This window comes from Dyella lutea, assembly GCF_024158035.1.
GTDB lineage: Bacteria > Pseudomonadota > Gammaproteobacteria > Xanthomonadales > Rhodanobacteraceae > Dyella_A > Dyella_A lutea.
The window spans coordinates 425,640-450,199 of sequence record NZ_JAMZEK010000003.1; the positions used below are offsets into that span (position 1 = coordinate 425,640).

The window sequence follows — 24,560 nt, forward strand, 5'->3', positions numbered from 1 at the left end:
GTCCACGATCGGATCTCCCCTCGCCTGTCCTGTTGCAACGCCGAATGGCCTACACCCGCACCAGGTACTGGTTGACGAGGTTCTCGTAGCGCTCCTGTTTGCCGCTGCGCTGCGTGGGCTCGCCATGGGCCATGGCATGCGCGCGCAGATCATCCAGGCTCAACTTGCCATCGGCAAACGCGCGGCCGGTGCCGGCTTCGAAGCTGGCGTAGCGTTCGGCGCGCCATTGCTCCAGCGGCGAGCGCGTGAGCAGTGCGTGCGCCACCTCGAGTCCTCGCGCAAAGGCGTCCATGCCGCCGATGTGGGCCATGAAGAGGTCTTCGGCATCGGTCGACTCGCGCCGCACCTTGGCATCGAAATTGAGCCCTCCCGGCGCCAGCCCGCCCTGGCGCAGCACCACCAGCATCGCGCCCACCGTGTCGTACAGGTCGCTGGGGAACTGATCGGTATCCCAGCCGTTCTGGGCGTTGCCGCGGTTGGCGTCGATGCTGCCGAGCAGGCCGTGGTCGGAGGCCACCTGCAGGTCGTGCTCGAAGGTGTGGCCGGCCAGCGTGGCGTGGTTCGCCTCGATGTTGAGCTTGAAGTCCCGCTCCAGGCCGTGCTCCTTCAGGAAGCCCGTCACCGTCGACGAATCGAAGTCGTACTGGTGCTTCATCGGCTCCATCGGCTTGGGCTCGATCAGGAAGTTGCCCTGAAAGCCGATGCTGCGTCCATAGTCGCGCGCCATCGTCAGGAACCGCGCGAAGTGGTCCAGTTCGCGCTTCATCTGCGTGTTGTGCAGCGAGGCGTAGCCCTCGCGGCCGCCCCAGAACACGTAGTTGCCACCACCCAGCTCCACCGTGGCCTCCAGTGCGGCCTTGATCTGCACGCCGGCACGCGCGACCACGTCGAAGTCCGGATTGGTGGCAGCGCCGTTCATGTAGCGCGGGTGGCTGAACAGGTTGGCGGTGCCCCACAGCAGCTTCATGCCGGTGGCCTGCTGGCGCTCCCTGGCGAGCGCGACCATGTGCTTGAGGTTGCTTTCGTACACGGCCACGTCGTCGTGGTCGGGCGCCATGTCGATGTCGTGGAAGCAGTAGTACGGCACGCCCAGCTTGGTGAAGAACTCGAACGCCGCGTCCATCTTCGCCTCGGCACGCGCCAGCGGCGCACCGTCAGCGTCCCACGGAAACACGCGGGTGCCGGTGCCGAACGGATCGTGTCCGGCGTTGCAGAACGTGTGCCAGTAGCACACCGCGAACCGCAGGTGCTCGGCCATGGTCTTGTCGCCGATCTTCCGGTTTGCGTCGTAGTGCTTGAACGCCAGCGGGTTGTCGGAGGCGACGCCCTCGTAGGGGATGCGGCCGATGCCGCCGAAGTATTCGCGTTTGCCGACGAAGGGAGTGTTCATGGGGTGCGATTCCTGTGCATGTGCCTTGCTTGAAACGGATCAGCCGGAGACCGCGTGGGTCTGCTGCAGAACGGTCAGTTGTTCGAGAAACTGCTGGTAGGGCTCGCGGTATGCCTGCACGCGATCGGCGTCAGGCCAAACGGCCCGCGCCTCGTCCAGCGCCACGTGCTCGCGTGCGATCCCTTCGATGCCCGAGGTGTCACCGGCGTGGTGCCGCCACGCCCACAGGGCCTGCAGGGCGGCGCCGAAGGCAGCACCTTCGGTCTGTACGGGTATGTCCACGGGCAGGCCGAAGACGTCGGCCACCATCTGTCGCCACGGTGCGCTGTTCGCCCCGCCACCGGTCAGCCGGATCGCCTTGAATGGCAGGCCGGCGCTGCGCAAGGCGTCGAGGCCGTGGCGCAGCGCGTAGGTCGCGCCCTCCATCGCCGCGCGATAGACATGGGCGCGGGTGAAATTGCCCGGGCTCATGCCGTGCAGGCTGGCGCGCGCCGACGGCAGGTCGGGCGTGCGTTCGCCATTGAAGAACGGCAGCATCAGCAGGCCATCGGCGCCGGGTGCCGTACTTTCGATCAGCCGGTCGCCCTCGCCGGCTTCGAAACCGAAGGCTTCGGCGACGCCCCCGGTGGCCACGGTGCAGTTCATCGTGCAGATCAGCGGCAGGCCACCACCGGTCGAGGAACAGAACGCCGCCCACAAGCCGTCGTCGTCGACCAGTGGACGTTCCGTGCTGGCGAACAGCGTGCCCGAGGTGCCGAGGCTCACGCTGAGGATCCCGGGCGCCACGTTGCCGGTGCCGATCGCCGCCATCATGTTGTCGCCACCGCCGGCGGACACACGCACCCCGTGCGACAGGCCCAGCGCGTCGGCCGTGGCCGGCCTGATCGGCGCGCTGAAGTGCGCATCGACCAGCGGCGGCAGGTAGGCCGACAGGTCGCGGTCTGCGTCGGTGGCCGCGAGCATCGCGCTGGACCAGCGGCGCGAGCGCACATCCAGCCAGCCCGTGCCGGAGGCGTCGCCGTATTCCATCCAGCGTTCGCCGGTGAGCCAGAAATTGATGTAGTCGTGCGGCAGCAGGATGCTGGCCAGCCGACGGTAGACGTCCGGACGGTGCTTGCGCGTCCACGGCAGCTTCGACGCGGTGTAGCCGGCCAGGATCGGGTTGCCCGCCAGCGCGATGCACTGCCGGTAGCCGCCGGCCGCGGCCATGATCTCGTCGCACTCGCGCCAACTGCTGATGTCGCACCACAGCTTCGCCGGGGCGAGCACCTCGCCCGCCGCGTCCAGCGGAACGAAACCGTGCTGCTGGCCGGAAACCCCGATGGCCACGATGCGGGCGCGCACATCGGCATCCAGGTCGGCGAAGCATTGCGCTGCGGCGGCGATCCACCAGGCCGGGTGCTGCTCGCGGCTGCCGTCGGCACCCTCGTCCAGCGGCAGCGACCGCCCGCGAATCGCCAGCATGCGGCGATGCCCGGTGTCGTAGACGAGCAGCTTGACGCTCTGGGTACCGATGTCCAGGCCGGCGACGACGCTCATGCCGGTACCCGTCCCCGGGCGCCCACGCTTCCCATCGGCGGCGCACTCTTCTTCGCAACCTTCAAGACACCACACCCTTTCATGAGTCCGGATACCGGCCGGCAGGCACGTGCCGGCGCCGTCCAGGGCGGCGCGCAGGCCCGACCCCGGATCGATGCTGCTTCCGGTGCCGCGGGGCTGCAATTGCGAAATCCGTCATTGCGGCACGTCATTTTCCGTGCGGCATTGCCGCATGTACCGCCACCCACCAACAGGTATCGTCGACGCCATCAAGTAGACGCCGTCCCGGCAGATCGTGGTATCGCATGCCATCACCCCACCGCATCGCCCTGCTGTTCAATGCGAACAAGGTCTACGACCGTCACGTGCTCACCGGCATCGGGAATTACCTGACGTCCACGCGGGTCGAATGGGACCTGTTCATGGAGGAGGATTTCCGCAGCCGCACGGTGGGCATCCACCACTGGCGCGGCGACGGCATCATTGCCGACTTCGACGATCCGGTGGTCGGCGAGACCCTCTGCGGCATGCCCTTGCCGGTGGTCGCGGTCGGCGGTTCCTATGCCGATCCGGCGAACTACCCGGCCGGGATTCCCTACGTGGCCACGGACAACGCCAGGCTGGTGCGGCTGGCCTACGACCACCTGATCGACCAGGGTCTGCAGCGCTTCGCGTTTTATGGCCTGCCGCCGATGCCGGGCAACCGCTGGGCGATGGAACGCGAGCAGGCGTTTCTCGAGATGACCCGCGCCGATCATCTGGAAGGCCTGGTGTTCCGCGGCTCGCCCACCAGCGCGGGCGGCTGGGGCGTCGCCCAGGAGGCGATCGCGGACTGGGTGCGCGCCCTGCCCAAGCCGATCGGCATCATCGCGGTGACCGATGCGCGTGCGCGCCACCTGCTGCAGGCCTGCATCGTGGCCGACGTGCCCGTGCCGGCCGAGATCGCCGTGGTCGGCATCGACAACGACCCGATGGCGCAATTGCTCAGCCGCATCCCGCTGACCTCGGTGATCCAGGGCGCCGAGGAAATGGGCCACACCGCGGCTCGCCTGCTGCACCAGATGCTGCACGGCGGACGGCCCACCCAGCAGCGGATCATCGTGCCGCCCAAGGGCATCAACGTGCAGGCCAGCAGCCGGCACGTGCCGATGAACAATCCGCACGTGATGCGCGCGCTGCACCACATCCGCCAGTACGCCTGCCTGGGGATCAAGACCGACCAGGTCGCCGATTACGTGGGCGTGTCGCGCACCCTGCTGGAAGAGCACTTCAAGCGCGAGCTCAAGTTGACCGTCCACCAGGCGATCCTGCAGCACAAGCTGCAGACCGCGCAGCAGATGCTCGCCGATGCCGCCGTGCCGCTGGCCGACGTGGCCGTGCGCAGCGGGTTCACCTCGCTCCAGTACATGTATGCGGTGTTCCGCCGCGAGCTCGGTTGCACGCCGCGCCAGTTTGCCGAGGCGGTGCAGGCCGGCGAGGACGTTCCCGGCGTCGCGGAACCGCTGACGGTGCCGAAACGCGCGTCGCTGTAGCGACACACCATCCCGGCACCGGGGACGTGTCGCATCGTTTCGCCTCGCGGTCCACGGCGCACCTTTCCTGCTCGATGCGTCTCCCCTCACCCGCCGGATCGAGCCATGGCGTCGTCGTGGCGCCGATTGCGAAATTGCCCCCGGGCGCTAACGTTTCTTCGTATGCAAGCGCACAAGCGGCCATACGGTCGCAGGCTTGCTGCTAGCGTGCACTGGCCATTTCGCCAGGAGCTCCCATGCCCTTGTTCCGGCATGCCGCCTGCCCCCACGAACCTCGCCGTGCCGTATTCACCGGATGCGCGCTGGCCGCGTGCCTCCTGACCCCTCTGCTGGCGCGGGCGGCACCACCGCCGGGCGATCCCGATGCACCGACCGCGAGTGCACTCGGCCCGGCGCAGATGGACCAGGCATGGCAGCGTGCCACTGCGCGCTACGCCCCCGAGCGCCGCGCGCTGCTAGCCAAGGTCGCGCGAGGGGACGCGCTCGGCCCGTTCCGTCCAGACTGGATGTCGCTCGCGCACTACCAGGCGCCGGCCTGGTTCGGCGACGCCAAGTTCGGCATCTTCATCCATTGGGGCGTGTATGCCGTGCCGGCGTTCGCGAACGAGTGGTATCCGCGCAACATGTACGACGGCACGACGCGCGAACACGCCCACCAGGTGGATACGTACGGCCCGCTCGCAAAGCACGGCTACAAGGATTTCATCGCCGGTTTCCAGGCGCAGCACTGGAACCCCGCGGCCTGGGCGAAGCTGTTCAAGCAAGCCGGTGCGCGCTACGTCGTCGAGGTGGCCGAGCATTCGGACGGCTTCGCCATGTACGACTCCCGGCTGTCGCGCTGGACCACCGCGAAGATGGGGCCAAAGCGCGACGTGGTGGCTGCGCTGGAACGGGCCGTGCGCGCCGAGGGCCTGCGCTTCGGCCTCTCCTCGCACCGGGCCGAGCACGACTGGTTCTTCGATCGCGGCCGGGCCATTTCCTCGGACGTGAACGATCCGGCCGATGCGGATTTCTACGGCCCCGCCGTCCCCCACTTCGTGCAGGACGGCGACCTCGACCTGCAGCAGGACTGGACCTACGTCTCACCGGCCTATATCGACGACTGGCTGGCGCGCACAGCCGAGCTGGAAGCCTATTACCAGCCCGACCTGATCTACCTCGACTGGTGGGTGGGCCATCCCGCGTTCCGCGACGCGTTGGCCCGGTTCGTCGCCTACTACTACAACCGCGGATCGCAGCGCGGCGGCGTGGTGCTGAACTACAAGCTGCACGCCCTGCCCGACGGCAGCGGCGTGCAGGACGTGGAACGCGGCCAGCTCGGCGCCATCCAGCCGGAGCCCTGGCAGACCGACACCACCATCAGCAACAGCTCCTGGGGCTACGTCGAGCACGACACCTATCGCCCGGCCACGGCGATCATCCAGCTGCTGGCCGACGTGGTGAGCAAGAACGGCAACCTGCTGCTGGACATCGGCCCCAAACCGGACGGCAGCATCGTGCCGCAGGAGCAGACCGTGCTGCTGGACATCGGCCAGTGGCTGGCCACCAACGGCGCGGCGATCTACGGCAGCCGCCCGTGGCGCGTGTTCGGCGAGGGTCCCACGGCAGCGGCCGTCGGCGCCTTCAAGGAAAAGCTGACCACCACCTACACCGCCGGCGATTTCCGCTTCACCCGCGACAAGGACACCGTGTACGCCATCGAGCTGGCCTGGCCCGACGACGGCATGGCCGTCATCCACAGCATCACGCCCGGCGACCACGTGCAGGACGTGCGCCTGCTGGGTTCGCCCACGCCGGTGCGCTGGCAAAGCACCGCCGAGGGACTGGTGCTGCATCCCGGCGCACGGCCGACCGGGCCCGCCGCGTTCGTCTTCGCCATCCGAACCGCCAAGGACACACCATGAAGATGCCCATCGATCGCATTGACGCGACCGCCGGCGATGCCGCCCCCTCCTCCGAGCCCGCGCCGAACCTCGCGCGGCGGAATCTGTTCAAGGCCGCAGCGGCCGGCGCGGCCGCGATCCCGCTGGCGCGGATGGCCAGGGCCGGCTCTGCCCCGACGTGTGCCGGGCGCGAGCCGCACTGGCGTCCGGGCACCGAAGACCAGCGCATGGCCGATCTCGGCAACGGCACCTACCTCAACCCCATCGTGGCCGGCGACCACCCCGATCCCGCCGTGCTCCGCGACGGCAATGACTACTACATGACCTTCACCCCGTTCACCGGCTCGCCCGGGCTGGTGATCTGGCATTCGACCGACCTGGTCAACTGGACGCCGGTCGCCACCGCCCTGCACAAGCCGATGGGCAACATCTTCGCGGTCAACCTGTGCAAGTACGGCGACCGCTACTACATCTACCTACCGACCCAGCAAGCCGGTGGCGACTGGTCGATCTTCGTGATCACCGCCGAGCACATCGCCGGCCCGTGGAGCGATCCGGTGGACCTGGAAATCCCCGGCTGCATCGACCCGGCCCACGTGGTCGGCGAGGACGGCAAGCGCTACCTGTTCGTCAACGGCATCCGCATGATCCGCCTGACCGACGACGGCATGGCCACCAACGGCAAGCTGGTGCATGCCTACACGCCCTGGCAGTACCCGGAAGACTGGGTGGTCGAGGATTTCGCCCCGGAAGGACCGAAGCTGCTGCGCCGCGACGGCTGGTTCTACCTGGTCAGCGCCGTCGGCGGCACGGCCGGCCCGCCCACCAGCCACATGGTGATCGTGGCGCGCTCGAAGTCGGTGCACGGCCCGTGGGAAAACTGTCCGCACAATCCCATCGTGCGCACGCAGTCGGCGGCCGAACCCTGGTGGTCGCGCGGCCACGCGACCTTCGTCGAGGCACCGGCGGGCGACTGGTGGATGATCTACCACGGCTACGAGAACGGCTTCCGCACGCTGGGTCGCCAGACGCTGCTGGAACCGATGACCTGGACCGCGGACGGCTGGCCGGTGGCCACCGGCGGCGACCTGTCGCGGCCGCTGCGCAAACCGGCCGGCGGGCGCAGCGGCCCGTCCGGCTTCGCGCTGTCGGACGATTTCTCCACCGACCGCTTCGGCGTGCAGTGGTCGTTCCACGAACCGCGTCCTGTCGAGATGCAGCGGGTCCACCGCGATGGCCACGGCATGCTGCTGGCCGGTGCCGGCACGTCGCCAGCGGACAGTTCGCCGATGACCTGCTGCGCAGGCGACCGTGCCTACGTGGTGGAGCTCACGCTGGAGCCTTCCGAGCATGCCGAGGCCGGGCTGCTGCTGTTCTACAACCACAAGGCCTTCATCGGCGTCGGCTTCACGCCGGACACGATCAAAACCTTCGAATACGCGCAGGAACTCTCCTGGTCTCGCATCAAGCGGGACAACCGGCGGGTGCGCGTGCGGCTGACCAACGACCACAACGTGGTGACCTTCGAGTACTCGCACGACGACGGCCACAGCTGGCAACTGCACACCCTGCGCATGGAAGTATCCGGCATCCACCACAACGTATTCGGCGACTTCCTCAGCCTGAAGCCGGGCATCTACGCCGCCGGCGAGGGCACGGTGCGGCTGATCGATTTCCGCTATCGGGCGATCGAGGGCAATCCGCTGGTGTGATGCGGCACAAGCACCTCGGGCATCGTCGTCGCGCCAGCCAAGAAGGCGCCCGGGGCAGTTTGCCAAACGACCACTGGATCAGAATCCGCGAGCGGCGCGCGGCGCCCCGTCGGCGGCGCCGCTGCGGTTGGGAACGCTTGCGAGCCAGCGGCACGTGAGTGGACCGATAACCGTGATCACCAGAGCCGTTCGTTCATGACCGGTTCGCCGGTATCTTGATCGGCGTATGGGACCGCCGACCGAAATCGGTCAGGAGCGGACGGTCAACACTGGAGTTACGCGGGACTCGCAACCTAGGATTCAACGCGACTGATGATCTCACCAGCAAGACGAACAAAATTCATCGCAGCGTCGTACGTCGGCTGGAACGATTCAACGTGTACGGCTTGATTCCGGAGAAACCGCATTTGGTTGAGCATCGCCACGTCTTCTGGGGTGGCAGCCCCTCGCTCGCCAAGGAACCGCAGCACCTCTCGTGTAGAGCTCACGTCGCGGTCTCTCAAGGAAGGGTCTTTTGCCTGCAGTGTTCGAATCAATGCGTTTTCAGTTTGGCGCCAGGCTTCCATGATGGCTGACCGTGGATTGACCTGCGCCAGCCGCTCCACCTCTTCCTGCCAAGAGGGCTTTGTCGGTGGCTGGCTGGAAGTGGTGGCATCAGCGGAGGTACGCAACTCGCGAACTTCCCGCTCGAATTCTGCTTCAAGAGGGCCGGCCTTGACGCGACGCACAAATGGCAAGAGGGAGGTGATCTGTCGTTTAAGCACAAGAGCCAGAACCACTGACGCGAGAGGCCACGCTAGTGATTCGATGAGCTTGCTGATAAATGTGAGGAGATCCAACGGTATCTTCCGTATGCGGTCTAAGCCCAAAAGTAAGTGGTGTGCGGCTCTTCGTGCTGCTTGACGAATTGTTAAGACGAATACTGTTCAATGACGCCCTCCAGCCTTTGCCGAGCGAAGTAGGTGAGCTCATCTTTCCACTTCATCCGGCTTCCTTGCGTATTGCATTCGGGAACACCCCCAAATTTCTCGCGAAAAACTAGGAGCAAAGCCCGCTCAAGCTTCGCCCAGCTCTTTACGTTCTGTCGCGATTTGCACGTCACCGTGTAGAACGCGAGCTCTTTGATACCGTGCAAGTCAAGCATCTCAAGTGCTTTGGCGGCTGCGCTTGCTGCCATTCGGTGGGCGCCATTCTTTGTCGTTCCTATGTACACAATGCTAGACCGACCGTACTGGTATTTCAGTGGCTTATTAGCCACTGCAACGTACACCAACTTCTCGGATTTGACCGCTGCGCGCGTGATTGTGACTGCGGCAGCGCTTGAAGATCGAATGGTCAAACGGGCCATGAGCTACCCTCTTTGGCGTAACGCTGGAATTGAGCGGGGGTGTGGCCGTCCGCCTCAAATAAGTTGTTAGGTATCAAGCTATCGACCTCAAGGAAGTGACTCCTGGGCAAACCGCTCAACATCGGCAATCATTGAGGACACGTCGGCGGCTGTGAACTCACCTGTGCTCCCATGAGCGGCGCTGTTCCTAATGGCCGCCAGAGCAGTGATTCGCTTTTGCATGAGACTGTTATACTGGCCTGTCTTCGCCAGATCGGCGTTCATCTTGTCTAGCTTGCTGTGTGAAAGGCCGTGTGAGTCGCACAAGGTGCGCAGCGTTGTCTCCAAAACCACGCCTGCGACCACGGCCGCGGCGGATATGTAACCTGACTTGTGAAGCTCTCTGGCCTGATCTAGCTCAGAATCCGCAATTTCGGCCTGAACGAGATTGCGGACTGAGACGAGATAACCGCCCTCAAAGTCCTCGCGCGCAGCAGTGAAAACGGCTCGGAGACTCTTGAGGTTTTCGTAGTTGCCAGAGAAAGAGCTGGGTTCTTCAGCCGCAACGAACGATTTGTAGTGCTCAGACTCCCGACCGCATGCATTGCCAATTAGGCTACGCGCTTTAACACACCAGTTGAGAAATTGCTCAGCATCGACCTGCTCGTAGCGCCCCGAATACTCGCCGTGCTTGACCTGCATAGTCTTCGCGAGATCCGACAGCTGGTCAGAAAGCTCTGCAAAGCGCTTGAAGATGACCTTGACCACCCGACGTTTCTCCCCTGAGGCCTAACGCTGGAATTGAGCGGCGGCAGAGCCGTCCGCCTCGAATGAATAGTTAGGTCGCAGGCTCAGACGCAAGAGCATGACTTAACCCCCTTTGTATCTTGCGGCCTCGCGCCAACTGCCCAGAGCTTGGCTCTCGGTGCGGCCTTTCACCTCGATGCGCTCACCCATATACGTGCCGACGGCGACCCAAACAGATTTGGATTTTTGGTACACCGTAAGCTGTTGAGGTTGATTCCAGACCTGGACTGTGTGCTCGCGTTCCATGACCACTGCCTCCTTCCGTATGGCTTAACGCTGGAATCAAACGGCAGAAGAGCCGTCTGCCTGAATCGCTGGTTAGGTGCCTTAGAGCTTTGGTCCACATTTGACCACGGCTTCTTCAGCGCCGTGAAGGTAGCTGCCGCTCGGGCCGCTGTCAGCAAACTGCCAGTGACTACCATCCCAGACCACATCTTCCTTAATTGCTTTGAGCCGGTTCTGGTGATAGCCAACACCTAGCGAGCCATCATTGTGGATATCGAGGACGAGGCCATCGACCCCGTTAGGGCCAACCCTAATCCATTCGCCTTTTCTGACTCGCGGGATGTTCATCATGCGACCTAACTACTGAATCGGCGGACCGGAGGGTCCGTTTATGCATATACGATCGCGCAGAGAAATCCTGACGCAACTCCTTGTTCTGAAGGGAGCTTATCGTTGCCGGGTCCGGCTAACAACCAAGCGTATGACCGGACGGGGAGCCGGGCTCGCGAACGTCCGCTTCGGGTCGATTTCTGACCGCCACCATTGACCCGTGGCTGATGATGCCGATCGATGGGCCGGTCTGTGCCGATCGGTTGCGTGATACGCAGCAGCAACGTGGCGGTATCCGGCCCGGACCCGCCACCCTACATCGATCTATCTCATCACCCGGCAGTCGCGCCGCGACGGCGCCGACCGCCAAATGGTCGCGACGCTGTCTCGCGCCTTACGGCTTGCCGGCGAACAGCTTCAGGTCCACCGCCGCGGCCATGGCGCGATAGCCCGCGCTGCTCGGATGCAGGTGGTCGCCGCTGTCGTAGGCGGCACGCATCTTCTTCGGCGCGGCCGGGTCGCGGACCGCCTTGTCGAAATCCACCACGCCGTCGAAGGCGCCGGAATGGCGGATCCATGCGTTCACCTGCTCGCGCGTCGTTTCACCCGCGGCGCTGTGGTACGGCCAGCCGTTGCCGCCGTAGGGAGTCAGGGTGGCGCCGTAGATCTTCACGTGCCGGGCATGCGCCCGTGCGATCAGCTGCTTCATGCCGTCGATCAGCTGCTGCGCGTCGATCTTGTCCTTGGCTTCCCAGGCGTAGCCCGAGCCGCCGATGTCGTTGATGCCCTCGAGCAGGATCACCCAGCGCACGTTGGGCTTGTCCAATACGTCGCGATCGAAGCGCGCCAGTGCACTGGGTCCGTAACCGTCGTGCAGGATGCGGTTGCCGCCGATGCCAGCATCGGCCACGGCGATGGACGACAGCTGCGGGGCGGCCTGCAGGCGCGCGGCCAGGTAATCGGGCCAGCGCTCGTTCGCGTCCTGCTTGGAACCCACGCCGTCGGTAATGGAATCGCCGAAGGCGACGAGCGTGTGGCGCGGAGCCGCGCCGGCCACCTCCACGTCGGTGAGGTAGAAGCGGCTACCGCTGACTTCCTCGCGCGGGAAATGCACGGCCGCGGTGGCATCGCCATGTTCGGTGACGTACGCGGTGGCCATGCCCGCACTATGGACGGTGGCGGGGTGGAAGGCCTTGTCGGCCGGCACGTAGATGCTCACCGCCAGCGGCTGCAACGGCTTCACAGTCATCTTCAGCGGATCGCTGAGCACGCTCTGGCCCTTGGCGATGGTGACGGTGGGCTTGCCGTCGAACAGCAGCACGTGGTCACTGCCGGGCACCGTTTCCGCCCCGCCGGCACTCAGCGCCACGTGCACCGGGCCCAGCGTGACCGGCACGCTGCCGAGCAGGTTGGACAGGCGCACGCGCAGCGCAGAGCCGCCGATGCTGGTGCGCACGACCTGGCGCACCGTCTGGGCGTCCAGCACCGGGCCGACGGTGTCCGGCGGCGCCGACCATCCGTCCGCCCAGGCGCGCTGCGCACTGCCGTCGGCTGCCATGGCACCGCCCGCCAGCGCTGCGATGGCTCCGGCGAATACCCACTTCACTACCCGATGCTGCATCTCGTTCCTCCTGCGTGGTTCTTGCCGATTGACCGGCGTATCGAGGGTCACTTCCCCTGTTTGCCCTTCACCTTGACCAGTCCGGCCACCTTGCCGTCGAACGCGGCATCGCCGCCGGTGGCATTGAGGACGCCTGCTGCGTTGTTCCAATGCAGCCGGGTGGTCGTGCCCTTCCCTGCCTCATACGCATACGAGGTGCCGTCGTCGTTGTAGAGCGCGAAGTCGCCGTCGCGGCCCGGATAGACGCGGATCTCGGCGATCGCCTGCTTCGATGCAGTCGACTGGATGTCCGAACCCACCGGCACGATCGAGCCGGCGCGGACGAACACGGGAATCTGGTCGATCGGCGCCGCCACCTTGACCCAGCGTCCGCCGGCGAGCTTTTCGTTGGTCCAGAAGTTGTACCAATCGCTGCCGGCGGGCAGATAGACGCGCTTTTCCGTCTGGCCCTGGGTGGTGACCGGCGCCACCAGGAAGGCCGGGCCGAACATGTACTGCGTGCCCAGGTCGGCGACGTTGGGATCGTTGGGGAAATCCATCCACAACGGCCGCATGAAGGGCTCGCCGGTGTCGTAGGTCTGCTTGGCCTGGCTGTAGATGTAGGGAATCAGGCGGTAACGGAGCTTGTCGTAGCTCGCCATGATCGCCTCGGCCTGGTGGCCGTAGGCCCAGATTTCCGTGTGCTTGCGCATGCCGTGCAGGCGCAGGGTGGGCAGGAAGGTGCCGTATTCGAACCAGCGCGTGAGCAGTTCCGGGTAGTCGTTGTTCTGCCCCACCGTGTCGCGTGCGTCGGAGGGGTCGAGCAGCGGCGCCCTGGTGGCGTGGGTGGTCTGCGGCAACCACTGCCAGCCGCCGATGTCGTTGCCCCAGTAGGCGATGCCCGAGGCGGTCATGTTGAGGCCGGTGGGGATCTGGCGCTGCAGGGCTTCCCAGCTCGGGTCGATATCCGAGGACCAGAACAGCGCGCCGGTCCGCTGCGACCCGAGGTAGGCCGCACGGGCGAGGATCAGCACGCGCTGGTCCGGCTTCCAGACGCGCATGCCCTTGGCGACGCCTTCCACGTGCAGCAGCGGGTAGACGTTGTGGTAGCGGTCGCCGGAGCCGATCGAGAAGAAGTAGCCGTCCGGCACCAGGTCCGGCTCGGTCTCGTCCAGCCACGGATAGTCGAAGCCGTGCGACAGGACGTTGTCGCGCACGTGGTACCAGTACCAGGTGCGCGCCGCCGGGTTGGTCGAATCGATCAGGGCGCCGGCGCGATCCGTACGGAACGGCAGGCCGTCGACCGTCTTGCCGTGCTTGTCCTTGAGGAAATAGCCCTTGGCGTCGAGCTCCTTGAAGTAGCGCCCGGCGCGTTCGAAGCGCGGCCAGATCGAGATGATCGACTTCATGCCCATGGCATGCAGCTGGCGGTTCATGCCGTCCGGGTCCGGGAACTCCGCCGGGTTGATGTCCAGCTGGCCCATGTGGGTCCAGTAGAACCAGTCGATCACCATCACGTCGAGCGGGTAGCGCTTTTCGCGATAGGTGCGGGCGACGCGCAACACTTCGGCCTGACTGTCGTAACGCGCCTTGGACTGGATCAGGCCGAAGGCCGCCTTGGGCGGGATCGGCGTCTTGCCGGTGACCCGCGCATAGGCCGAATAGATCGCTTTCGGCGTGTTGCCGACGATCACGAAGAAACTGACGCGCTCGCCGACCTTCGACTCGAAGCGGGTGCGGCCGTTGATGCCGGCGACGAAGTGCGTATCGGACGGGTTGTCCCAGATGATGCCGTAGCCCTTCGACGACACCATGAAGGGCACGCAGACGGTTTCGCCACTCGGTGCGTCGTACCACTGCTTGCAGTCGATGACGCGGCCGCGCAGGTCCAGCGGACCGAGGCTGCCCTGGTTCTGGCCCATGCCGTAATAGTGCTCGTCGGCAGGCGCTGCGAAGGTGGCGCCCACCTGGTAGGTGGCTTCGCCGTTCACCTCGTGCGGCGACATGTTCCAGTCGGTCATGTCGACGAGGGTTTCGCCGCGGGCGTTCTTTACCTGCAGCCGCACCGGCGGCAGGTCCGGCGCGAAATAGCGGTCCGTGATCCCCGGCACGTGCGGCGGCGGGGGCGCATCCACATGCAGGGTCAGCGCCGGGGAGGCGAAGGTGTCGCCGCTCCGGTCGTGGGTGTGGTGGAACGCCACGTCGTCGGCATGGGCGGTGATGATCCCGTAACCGGCCGGCTTCAGTACCTGCGCCTTGTCGGCGGCCAGGGTGACGTGGACGACGTTCGGGCCGTAGGCCTCGACGCTGACCCAGGCACCCTGCCGGTCGAGCGTGGCGATCGGCGCGCTCGCGGTGGCGGCTACCGCCGTGGCGCAGGGCAGAAGCAGGCCCAGCAAGGCCACACCCGCGGTCTGCGCGACACTTGCCCGGCATCGAACGGATACCGCGGCGCCCGGCCCGCGGTCGAGACCGCGTGGCAAGGAAGGCAGTCGCATGCGGCTCATCGTGCTTTCTCCAGGGTCAGGTCGGCGGCCAGCGGCGTGTGGTCGGACGCATCGCCCACGCGGATCACGAAGCGGCCCGGGTCGACCTTCCAGTCATTGTGGTCGGGGCTGTAGTAGGCGAACGCGCGCCGGTCGAGCGTGAGGGTGACACGACGGCTCTGCCCCGGCGCCAGGTTCACCTTCTGGAATGCCTTCAGCTCGCGCTCCGGTCGCTCGACGGTGGCCGACGGATCGCTCACGTAGACCTGCGCCACTTCCGCACCGGCCCGCGAACCGGTGTTGCGCACCTCGAACGACACCTGCACCGTGTCGCCGTCATGGGCATGGGCCGGCGTCACCTTGAGCCCGGAGAACGCGAAACTCGTGTACGACAGGCCGTAGCCGAACGGGAACAGCGGCTGCGGCTTGTCCGGATGGCTGGTGTACCAGCGGTAGCCGACGAACAGGCCCTCGCCGTAGTGCACGGTGGGATGCGTGCCCGGTGGATGCGCCGGCGCGTCGTAGTAGTCGTGGGTGGGGTTGTCCTGCCAGCGACGCTCGAAGCTGATCGGCAGCTTGCCCTCCGGCGAATGCGCGCCGAACAGCACCTCGGCCACCGCGCGGCCGCCCTGCTGCCCCGGGTACCAGTTCTGCAGCAGCGCCGGCACCTGGTCCAGCCAGTTGGCCGTGGCGTAGCCGCCGCCCGAGGTCACCGTCACCACGGTCTTCGGGTTCGCCCTGGCCACCGCCTCGATCAGCGCCTCCTGCCCCCAGGGCAGCGCGAACGTACGGTCGTAGGCCTCGCTCTCCGAGGTCGGGTCGAAGCCGACCGCCACCACCGCGGCATCGGCCATCGACGCCATCTTCAGCGCTGCCGGCGAGATCAGTTCGTCCACCGGCACCACGCCCAGACCCATCCGGCTGTAGTCCACGTCCGGCAGGTAATCCAGCCGCACCGACACCGCCTGCCCCGCCTTGAGATCCAACGCGGCGTACAGCGGCGCCTGCCCTTCGCGCTTGGGCTGTTCGATCACCGGCTTGCCATCGACGTACAGCGTGTAGCTGTCCGCGCTGGCCGCCGCCGTCAGGAACAGGTAACGCCCCGCGTGCGGCGCCACGTAGCGACCGCTCCAGCGGATGCTGCGCCGCTTCACCGCCGGCGTGGTCCACAGCTCCGGCTTCCACTGGTCGACGTGTGCATCCACGGCGGTCAACGCCGGAGCGCCGCGGAAGTCGGGGTTGTCGAACGTCTCGCGCTGCAGGCCGGGCTTGCCGCCGGCCGTGCGGAAGCCGTCGCGCTTGAATACCGTGTCCGGCGACGGCAGGCCACGGTCGTACAGCACGCGCACCTTCGGACCAACATGGTCGACGATGCCGGTGAGGATGCTCTCGCTGCGGAACGTGTCGATGTGCGAGCTGCCACCGGCGGTGGCGTAGCCCGGGTACGCATCGGGACCGATCACCGCGATGGTCTTGATCGCGCCGGCATCGAGCGGCAGGACATGCCGCGCATTCTTCAGCAGCACCAGCGACTCGCGCGCCGAGTCCAGCGCCACCTGGTCATTGGCGGCACTGAAGCGCGGCTGCGCCAGGTCGAGCTGGGGCCGGTCGAGGAAGCCGAAGCGCACCGCCGTGCGCAGGATGCGGCGCACCTTGTCGTCCAGCTCGGCGCGGGACAGCGTGCCGTCACGCAGGCCAGCCATCACCAGCGCGGGCTGCATCTTGTCGGCCGCGGGCATCTCCAGGTCGAGGCCGGCCTTGTAGGCCTTGAGGCCGTCGTCCACCGCGCCCCAGTCGGACATGAACAGGCCGTCGAAGCCCCAGTCGTGCTTGAGGATGCCGCTGACCAGGTGCTTGTTCTCGGCGGTGTATTCGCCGTCGAGCTGGTTGTAGCTGCTCATCACCGCGCCGACGTGGCCCTGCTTCACCGCCATCTCGAAGGCGCGCAGGTAGATCTCGTGCAGCGGCCGGGGATCGATGACGGAGTTGATCTGGCGGCGGTCGTATTCGGAGTTGTTGGCGACGAAGTGCTTGATCGTGGCCACCACGCCCTGGCTCTGCACGCCGTCGATCAGGCCGACCGCGGTGCTGCCGGCGAGGTAGGGATCCTCGCCGTAGTACTCCATGCTGCGGCCGTTCATCGGCGAGCGGTAGATGTTCGCGCCCGGCCCGAGCAGGAAGCTGATGCCGCGGGCACGCGCATCGCGTCCCATCGCTTCGCCGACACGCCGGGCCAGCGCCGGATCCCAGCTCGCCGCCAGCGCGATGCCGGCGGCGTAGGCGTTGGAGGGGCCGCCCACGCGGACGCCGTAGGGACCGTCCGACATGCCCAGTGCCGGCAGGCCGATCGAGGGCACGGCGCGGATGTCGAAGCCGTCGGAGCCGCCGATCAGCGCCACCTCCTGCTCCAGTGTGAGCCTGTGCAGCAGGCTGTCGACGCGCTGCTCGACCGCGGGTGAATCGGGCTGCGGCCCGGCGGCCAGCGCCGGCAGGGCCAGGCCGGTGAGCATCAGACTCACGGAAAGCGTTCTCCAACGGATCATGCGGACATCCTTCAGTACGTAGCCAGCTTGACGTGCAACCACTGCGGTGTGCTGGTGAGATTGAGGCCGTAGTCGGTCTGGTCGCCGTTCCAAACGCGGAGGAACTGCCATTGGCCGTCGACGTAGCGGCCCTCCTCCACGCGATTGAACAGTCCATGCTTGCCGGCATTGCGTCCGGCCGGCTGGAAGCTCACCCGCGCGTGGTAACCGGCCACCAGGTAGTCGTCGCGGCCGAGCTGCACGATCAGCACGCCCCCCTGCGGCGTCGGATTGCCCCTGGCCTCGGGCGTGCCGAACACGGGCAGGCCATAGCCGACCTGCGCGGTCCAGTCTCCCAGGTCGATCTGCTGGGTATGCGTCTGCTCCGGTTCGGACGCGCCCCACACCCTGCCCTCGAAGTTCGCCTTGGCGACCAGCGCGGCGATCGGACGAAGCAGTGCATAGCCGAGTGCGAATGGCTTGATGGTGTCCGCATCGACCTTCTGCGCGCCCAACGGCCAGTTGGAGTAGCCGGTGTAGTCCATGCCGAACGGCGAAAAGCCGATGGCGCCGTGTCCCAGCGCGGTGAACAGGTAGCGCGCATACGTGATCGCGCTGCTGGTTTCAGCGACGAACAGCGGGTTGTCGGCGCGGCGGTAGCGGTCCAGCACCGCCGTGTACTTCGCGTACTCCGGCATGTAGATGTCCGGTGCGATCAGGTCCAGCGACGGCGCGGCCGCGCGCCAGATGGCCAGCACGTTGTCGGTGGGGCCGCCGCTGGAATAGCCGCCGGGCGGGCCGGGATGGAACGGGTCGCGCAGCGCGACGTTGGCGTACATCGGCAGGTCGTAGACGGCCTTGCCGGCCGCAGCCACCTGGTCGACGTAGTGGGCGATGGCCCAGGCGTAGGAGAACTCGGCGGCGTCCTTGCCGAATACGTCGGCCCAGCTGCCGGCGTGGCGGCCGGTCCTTTTCAATACGGCGGCAGGCACCGGCGACTGCAGCAGCCGGTCGCCCGCCGGGGAGTAGTCGCGGTCGGTGCCGTAGGTGCCGGTTTCGTTCTCCACCTGCACCATGATGACGGTGTGCGGGTCACCATCGATCTGGCGCAGGTGCTTCATCAGTGTCACGAAAGCTTTGCGGTCGGCGTCGAGCGTGGACTGGGCGAACGGCGACAGCGAGTTCAGCGTGTCGCCATCCTTCTTGCGCACGCGCGGGAAGCGCCGGTTGTCCAGCTTCACCCAGGCCGGTGCGTAGGCGGGGCCGTTGTTCTTCCAGGTGGCGAACCACAGCAGCACCAGGCGCAGCTTGTGTTCGCGCGCCTGTGCGACCAGCGTGTCGAGGAAGCTGAAGTCGAAATGCCCTTCGCTGGGCTCGATCTGCTCCCAGGCGATCGGCACCTGCACGGTGTTCACCTGCAGCGCATCCATCGCCGGCCAGACCTCGGGCAGCATCGCCGGCCAGCCGCTGGAGTTGTTCACCTGCGCGCTCAGCATCAGGTAGGGCTGGCCATCCACCAGCAGCATGTGCCGGCCATGCGCGGTGACCACGCGTGGCAGTGGCGAGGCCGCAGCGGGCTGCACGGCGAAGAGGCCGAGCGCGAGCACGAACGCGCCAGCAAGAGACCAGGGCTTCATGGCGTGGACTCCTTCGGGTCGCCATAGACAATGCCGCGCCCGCCGGTGGCCAGGTACACGCGGCCGAAGACGCGCGGATCGCCGGTGAGCACGCGGATGCGACCGTACTGGTGGGCGTCGTCGTTGATGCGCTGCCAGTGCGAGCCGCCGTCGAGCGAGCGGAACAGGCCTTGCGTCTGGCCACGGCGGCCGGCCACGAACAGCACGGGTGCGTGCCGGCCCGGCGCTGACTTGCCGAAGCCGAAGGCGTCGACGCCGGTGATGCCGGGCAGCTCCTGCAGCACGCGTCCGGTGTCGTCGCCGTGCGTCAGCGGCAGATCGCGCGCGGCCAGGTATAGCCTGCCCGCCACATCGGGCGCAGCCTGCAGTTGCACCTGGTCGCGCCCCCGCGCCGCGGCGCCGAGTTCGCCGACCAGTGGCGTGAACGTCACGCCGCCGTCGTGGCTGGCGTACAGCGCGCCGGTCCGCGGATCGAACGCATAGCAGCGCCGCGGGTCCACGCGGTCGCCCAGCACTTTCAGGTCGCCCGGCAAGCCTGCCGCGGCCTGCCAGTGATAGCCAAAATCGCGGGTGAGGTAGACGTGCTTCGCGTGGCGCGGCGCCCACAGCACGCCCTCGCCGTCGGCCGTCCACGCGATGCTGCCCGCGCCCTCGCCTTCCGGCGGTTCGCTGGCGAAGGCCCGCCAGTGCTGACCACCGTCGGCGGACCAGGCCGCACGCACCGCCGGCCCGAACGGCTCGCGCAGGTAGCCGCTGCGCACGATCCGCCCCGGTCGCAGTCCCGCATAGTCGATCGCTTCGCTGTTGGCGTAGCGCGGCGGAGCCTTGAACTGCAGCGGCGCCACGGCCAGGTCGTCATGCCGATAGCCATCCAGGTCGCCCAGCGCGCTGAGCAGGTGCGCGCCCTGCGGCGGGCTGATCAGGCCGAGCGGCACGGTTTCCTCCAGCCCGCGGTCGGCGAAGCTCCAGTGCACGTCGCTGCCGTGATCGAGCTGCCCCATGTCGCGCGTGGACCACAGCCCGTAGCCGGTGCCGAAGATCACGTGGTTAGGATCGAACGGATCGATCGCCACGGCGGTCATCCAGTGCGGCGTGTGCTCCACCGTCCAGGGCGCCTCGCTCCGGTCGAACACCGAATGCGCGAACACCTCGGTCCAGTGCGCGCCGCGGTCGGTACTGCGGAACAGCAGGTCGTGCGGGTTGTAGTGATGGTGGGTGCTGGCGACCAGCACCGCCGGGTTGGAGGGCGCCACCGCGACGTCGCCCCAGCCGAAGCCCGCGGGCTTGCCGTGACCCGGGATCGGCGTGATGTCGGTCCAGCGATTCGTGGCCGGCTGCCAGCGCCAGAGGGCGCCGTCATTCATGGTGTCCGGACCGGGCTCGTCGCCGTAGCTCAGGTAGTAGTCGCCGTCACTGGCGCGGTGCATGTGGCTGGGCCGCAGGCCTATCGGCTGGCCCGGTAAGGCGCTCCAGCTGTGGCCGCCGTCGGTGGAGCGAAACAGGCTGGTCTGCCGGGTCGAGACGCCGGCATAGATCACCGGCGTCGGCCGGCCATGCCGGCCGCTGGCCGGGTCGAACACCACGAACACGATGCCGATGGGCTGGGTGCGCCAGGCGTTGCTGGCACTGGCCGACGGCGACGTGGCCACGGCGGGGAAGCCAGCCACCCGTGTCCAGTGCGCGCCATGGTCGTCACTGCGCCACAACCCGGCATCGCGCGAGCCGAGGAACAGCACGCGGCCGTCGTTCGGATCCACCGCCAGCCGCTCGCCGTTGCCGCGCCCCAGCTCGTTGCCACCGAGCTTGAACGGCAGGTCGACGCGCTGGAAGCTGCGCCCCTGATCGTGCGAGCGCAGGATCGCGGCATTACCGGCTTGGGGCGTGGTGTATGTGCCCGCGGCCAGGTACAGCCAGTGCGGATCGGAAGGATCGACCGCGAAGCTGTCGATGCCGAACAGGTTCTGGTCCTTCGCCGCGATCCAGTCGGTCAGCGGCTGCCAGCGACTGCGGATCTCATCCCAGCGATAGGCGCCGCCCACGTCGGTACGCGCGTAGTGCAGGCCGCGCACCGCCGGATGGAAGAGCACGCCGGAGACATAGCCGCCACCGCCGATGCGTACGTTGCCGAAGTGGTAGGGAACGGAAGCGGGTTGGCTGGCGTAGGCGCTCAGCGAGAGGAACCAGGCACAGGCGGTGATGCCGATGTTTCTGAGCATGTCGAAGAAACTCTTTCTCAACCTTGCCAGCGTCCCGGCCCATGCGTCGAACGGGCCGGGGCGCGACGGGACTTCGCGGGTGCCGGGCGAGGCATCCGATGCCGGCTGCCCTGCCCCGTGCCGGAACCCCATCGACGGTTCCGGCACCCCACGATCAGAACGACGCGCGCAGCGTCAGCGCATAGCGGGTGTCGTTCACGTACCAGGACGTGGTGTGCTTGCCGGATGCGTTCTGGTACATGACCGTGCGCTGCTCGGCGTTGTTGAGGTTGTTCATCTCCAGGCCGAGCTTCAGGTGATCGCTGAACGCGTAGAAGATCGAGCCATCGAGCTGCCCGTAGGCATCGGCGAACACCGGCAGCTTCCACGGGATGTTGTTGTCGGTGCCGTTGTAGCCGTTCGGACCGATCGACAGCAGATAGCGGCTGCGCCAGTTGTAGGCCAGGCGGACCTGCCACGGACCGTGCTCGTAGAAGCCGGCGACATTGAGCGAGTTGCGCGACAGGCCATCCGCCGGGAGGTTGCCGTAGGTGGAGCCATCCGTATCGACCGGCACCGCGGTGGTGTCGTTCGGCACGTGGGTCCGGCTGCGGATGTAGGTGTAGTTCGCCGACATGCCGAAGCCCTTGACCGGCAGGAAGTCGAAGAACTGGTTCCAGCCGATTTCCGCGCCGTCGATGGTCGCCTTGCCAATGTTCACCGGGCGGGTGATCAGGTACTGGTAGTTGTTGCCGTCGACGCCCGGATAGGTGACGAAGCGCGACTCGTTGCGGAAGTAGTCCCTGATGCCCTTGTGGAACAGGTTGATCCAGGCCATGCCGCCGCGGTCCTGGTCGAAGTACCACTCCAGCGACAGATCGAACTGGTTAGCCTTCATCGGCGTGAGGTACGGATTGCTGTTGGACGTACCGGTCAGGGTCAGCTTGTCGATCGGCAGGTTCGTGGTGCCCGGCGGCGGCGTATAGCCCGATACCACCGCGGCATTGAGGATCTGGTAGGCCTGCATCTGGCTGAAGTCCGGCCGCGCGATCGCCTTGGAGAAGGCGAAGCGGGTGACCCAGTCCGGCGCGAATTCCCACTTCACGTTCAGGCTGGGAAGGACGTCGGTGTACTGGTTGCGGGCGCTGATGGGCGAGGACTGGCCTGCCCCCAGATACGGCGCCAGCGCCTGGTTCGGGTACACCAGGAAGCCATCGGCCGAGTTCCGGGTCTTCACCGCGCGCACGCCGACATTGCCGGTCAGATTGGCCTCGTCGATCCCGAAGTCGAGCATGGCGTATGCCGCATAGGTCTTCTCATGCTGGATGTTGGTGTGCGAGGCGTCGAGCAGCGTGGGCTGGTACGGGTTGGCGTAGCAGCAGGAATAGAACGGGATCGCCGCGTCGTGGATGGCGGCATAGCTGCCCGGATAACCCAGCGCGGTCGACAGCACAGGCGCGTAGAACGCACCAGGGATGCCGGCGTCACCCTTGTAGAAGTTCTTGAACGTGTCCAGGTGCACCAGGCTGCTGTTGACGGTGCCGTTGAGGTCCAGACCGGGCAATGCGCCGCCGGGCAGCGCCCAGCCCTGCATCCAGGTCTGGAACACGGGCATCCAGTTGTAGCCGGTGTCGATGTTGTCGGCGTAGCGGTTGGTCAGGCGCACACCCGCCTTCACGCCCTGCAGGAAGCCGCTGCTGAAGCGGTGGTCGATATCGGCGCGCCAGGCCAGCTCTTTCGCGTAGTTCTGGTTCTGGTGGTCCATGGTGAACCCCCAGTAGTAATTGGCGGGGTCGCCGGTAAAGCCGGTGTCCACGCCGATCCGCGGCGGGCTGCTGCCGTTCAGGGCAACATCGATGTAGGGCACGTTGGTGCCCAGCGCCACCGTGGAATCCAGGCTGTTGGTGGTGGCCTTGACGAACTGCACCGAGCTGGAGAGATCGGTCTGGTCACCCAGCCGCCACTTCATGCCGGTGGAGAAATCCGTGGTCTTGGAGTGGCTGTCCGAGGCGCGGATGTCGGTGCCCATCGGCACGCCGCCGGGCTGGGTGAGACGGCCAGACTGGAACACGCCGCCGTTGATCTGGCTCGGCTGGCTGGCGTCCACCACCACCTGGGTCGGGTCGTTGCTGACGAAGATCGCGTCCTCGTCCCAGACCTCGTGGTACTTGCTCTGGAACGCGGTGGCGAAAAAGTCGAGGTCGTCGTTCGGGCGCCACTGGAAGGCCAAGTAGTAGCCATCGCGCTTGCGGTTGTACTGCAGCGTGCGCCAGTCGGCACCGCGCGGCACCCAGATGCCGGCCGCGTTCTTGAAGAACGGACGCACGAACAGGCCGTCGGTGCGCGTGGTCAGGCGCGAATCGGCGACGTCGACCAGGAAGCCCATCTCGCCGAGGCTGGTGTTCCAGCGATTGCTGTAGAGCACCGAGGCGGACGGCTTGTACTTCTTGCTGAAGTCGCCGTAGTTCTCGCTGGCTGACGCGGCAATCTTCTGGCCCTGAAAGTCGAAGGGCATGAAGGTGCGCAGGTTCACCGTCCCGCCCAGGCCGCCCTCGATCATCTCGGCGGTCTGGTTCTTGTAGACGTCGACGCCGGACATCAATTCGGACGGCACATCCTGGAAGCTGAGCGCATGCCCGCCGTTGGCGGAGAAGATGTCGCGGCCATTCAACTCGGAGCGCACCTGGGTCAGGCCGCGCACCTGCACGCCATTGCCTTCGGCGGAGAAGTGCTCCGGATCGCCCTGCGAAAGGAAGTGGTCGATGGTGACGCCGGGAATGCGCGACAGGGTTTCCGTGACGCTGCGGTCCGGCAAGGCGCCGATGTCGGTGGCGGACAGCGAGTCGACGAAGGTGTCGGCGTCGTACTTGATGTCCTGCGCCTTCTCCACCGAGGCCCGGATGCCGGTCACCACGACGGCGGAAAGATCCTTGGTCTGCTTGTCGTCGGCTTTCGCCGCCTTCTTCTTCGGCGACTTCGCGCCGGTGGCGGAGGCCGTCGACGCGGCCTGGTCCTGCGCCTGCGCAGGGGCCGTCCCGACAGCCGGCTGCGCGTGCAGCTCCAGCGAACCGCTGCACAGCAGCGCGAAGGCGATCGCCCCCGACAACCGCGCCATCGGCATTGAGTTCGTCGAACGGCGACGCCCTGCATCAAACGTGAACTTGACCGGCATGATGAGCCCTCCCCCAAAAGATGTGACATGGCCGACCTGTTCGAGCGTCTGTCGGCTCTCCCGCAACCTGCATGGCATGCCCGGAACCCCTCCTCGCCCCGGGTGATGCCAGCGGGTAGTGATGCTGTCGCGACGCACTAAAGCCATACAATTGCGAAATCGAAAGCCCCGGTTAACGTTTCTCCGTGTGCGGCCGCAGCATG

At 66.5% G+C, this 24,560-nt stretch carries 16 protein-coding genes; 3 read left to right on the forward strand and 13 right to left on the reverse strand.

The annotated features are described in order from the left end of the window. Window positions 1–49 precede the first annotated feature (49 nt). Entirely contained in the window at window positions 50–1,390 is a 1,341-nt protein-coding gene (gene xylA / locus NC595_RS14170; protein ID WP_253567483.1) for a xylose isomerase, read from the reverse strand. A gap of 39 nt (window positions 1,391–1,429) precedes the next feature. Beyond that, a complete protein-coding gene (gene xylB / locus NC595_RS14175) occupies window positions 1,430–2,929 on the reverse strand; it encodes a xylulokinase (RefSeq protein WP_253567485.1) in 1,500 nt (499 codons plus the stop codon). A gap of 305 nt (window positions 2,930–3,234) precedes the next feature. On the opposite strand from xylB, the gene NC595_RS14180 reads away from it, so the two are divergent. The 3 genes from NC595_RS14180 (at window position 3,235) to NC595_RS14190 (ending at window position 8,056) form a co-directional block, all read left to right on the forward strand. Beyond that, window positions 3,235–4,461 (forward strand): XylR family transcriptional regulator, encoded by a 1,227-nt coding sequence (locus NC595_RS14180; RefSeq protein WP_253567487.1) that lies wholly within the window; start codon window positions 3,235–3,237, stop codon window positions 4,459–4,461. Between the two features lie 236 nt (window positions 4,462–4,697). After that, entirely contained in the window at window positions 4,698–6,365 is a 1,668-nt protein-coding gene (locus NC595_RS14185) for an alpha-L-fucosidase (RefSeq protein ID WP_253567488.1), read from the forward strand. Window positions 6,366–6,496: 131 nt separating this feature from the next. After that, window positions 6,497–8,056 carry a family 43 glycosylhydrolase gene (locus NC595_RS14190; RefSeq protein ID WP_253568346.1) on the forward strand — a complete coding sequence of 520 codons (1,560 nt, stop codon included), beginning with the start codon at window positions 6,497–6,499 and terminating at the stop codon, window positions 8,054–8,056. A gap of 293 nt (window positions 8,057–8,349) precedes the next feature. Here NC595_RS14190 and NC595_RS14195 read toward each other — a convergent pair whose 3' ends face one another. The 11 genes from NC595_RS14195 to NC595_RS14245 all read right to left on the reverse strand — a co-directional run bounded on the left by NC595_RS14195 (window position 8,350) and on the right by NC595_RS14245 (window position 24,306). Continuing rightward, complete coding sequence (locus NC595_RS14195; RefSeq protein WP_253567490.1) at window positions 8,350–8,895, reverse strand: hypothetical protein; 546 nt, start codon at window positions 8,893–8,895, stop codon at window positions 8,350–8,352. Between the two features lie 71 nt (window positions 8,896–8,966). After that, window positions 8,967–9,404 carry a hypothetical protein gene (locus NC595_RS14200; protein ID WP_253567492.1) on the reverse strand — a complete coding sequence of 146 codons (438 nt, stop codon included), beginning with the start codon at window positions 9,402–9,404 and terminating at the stop codon, window positions 8,967–8,969. Between the two features lie 87 nt (window positions 9,405–9,491). After that, window positions 9,492–10,151 (reverse strand): hypothetical protein, encoded by a 660-nt coding sequence (locus NC595_RS14205; RefSeq protein WP_253567494.1) that lies wholly within the window; start codon window positions 10,149–10,151, stop codon window positions 9,492–9,494. Window positions 10,152–10,253: 102 nt separating this feature from the next. Beyond that, window positions 10,254–10,436, reverse strand: coding sequence for a hypothetical protein (locus tag NC595_RS14210; RefSeq protein WP_253567496.1), 183 nt, complete (start codon window positions 10,434–10,436; stop codon window positions 10,254–10,256). Between the two features lie 81 nt (window positions 10,437–10,517). Further along, complete coding sequence (locus tag NC595_RS14215) at window positions 10,518–10,766, reverse strand: hypothetical protein (RefSeq protein ID WP_253567498.1); 249 nt, start codon at window positions 10,764–10,766, stop codon at window positions 10,518–10,520. Window positions 10,767–11,139: 373 nt separating this feature from the next. After that, the gene (locus NC595_RS14220; RefSeq protein WP_253567500.1) at window positions 11,140–12,366 is read right to left on the reverse strand and encodes an SGNH/GDSL hydrolase family protein; all 1,227 of its coding nucleotides are present in this window, start codon (window positions 12,364–12,366) and stop codon (window positions 11,140–11,142) included. Between the two features lie 47 nt (window positions 12,367–12,413). Next, window positions 12,414–14,843 (reverse strand): glycoside hydrolase family 31 protein, encoded by a 2,430-nt coding sequence (locus NC595_RS14225; RefSeq protein WP_253567502.1) that lies wholly within the window; start codon window positions 14,841–14,843, stop codon window positions 12,414–12,416. 5 nt (window positions 14,844–14,848) lie between these two features. After that, window positions 14,849–17,374, reverse strand: coding sequence for a glycoside hydrolase family 3 C-terminal domain-containing protein (locus NC595_RS14230; RefSeq protein ID WP_253567504.1), 2,526 nt, complete (start codon window positions 17,372–17,374; stop codon window positions 14,849–14,851). Between the two features lie 11 nt (window positions 17,375–17,385). Continuing rightward, the gene (locus tag NC595_RS14235; RefSeq protein WP_253567506.1) at window positions 17,386–18,990 is read right to left on the reverse strand and encodes a GH35 family beta-galactosidase; all 1,605 of its coding nucleotides are present in this window, start codon (window positions 18,988–18,990) and stop codon (window positions 17,386–17,388) included. Further along, window positions 18,987–21,206, reverse strand: a complete 2,220-nt coding sequence (locus NC595_RS14240) for a sialidase family protein (RefSeq protein ID WP_253567508.1) — start codon at window positions 21,204–21,206, stop codon at window positions 18,987–18,989. Before NC595_RS14240 ends, NC595_RS14235 begins: the two co-directional genes overlap by 4 nt. A 154-nt stretch (window positions 21,207–21,360) precedes the next feature. Then, complete coding sequence (locus NC595_RS14245) at window positions 21,361–24,306, reverse strand: TonB-dependent receptor (protein WP_425493162.1); 2,946 nt, start codon at window positions 24,304–24,306, stop codon at window positions 21,361–21,363. Window positions 24,307–24,560 lie beyond the last annotated feature (254 nt).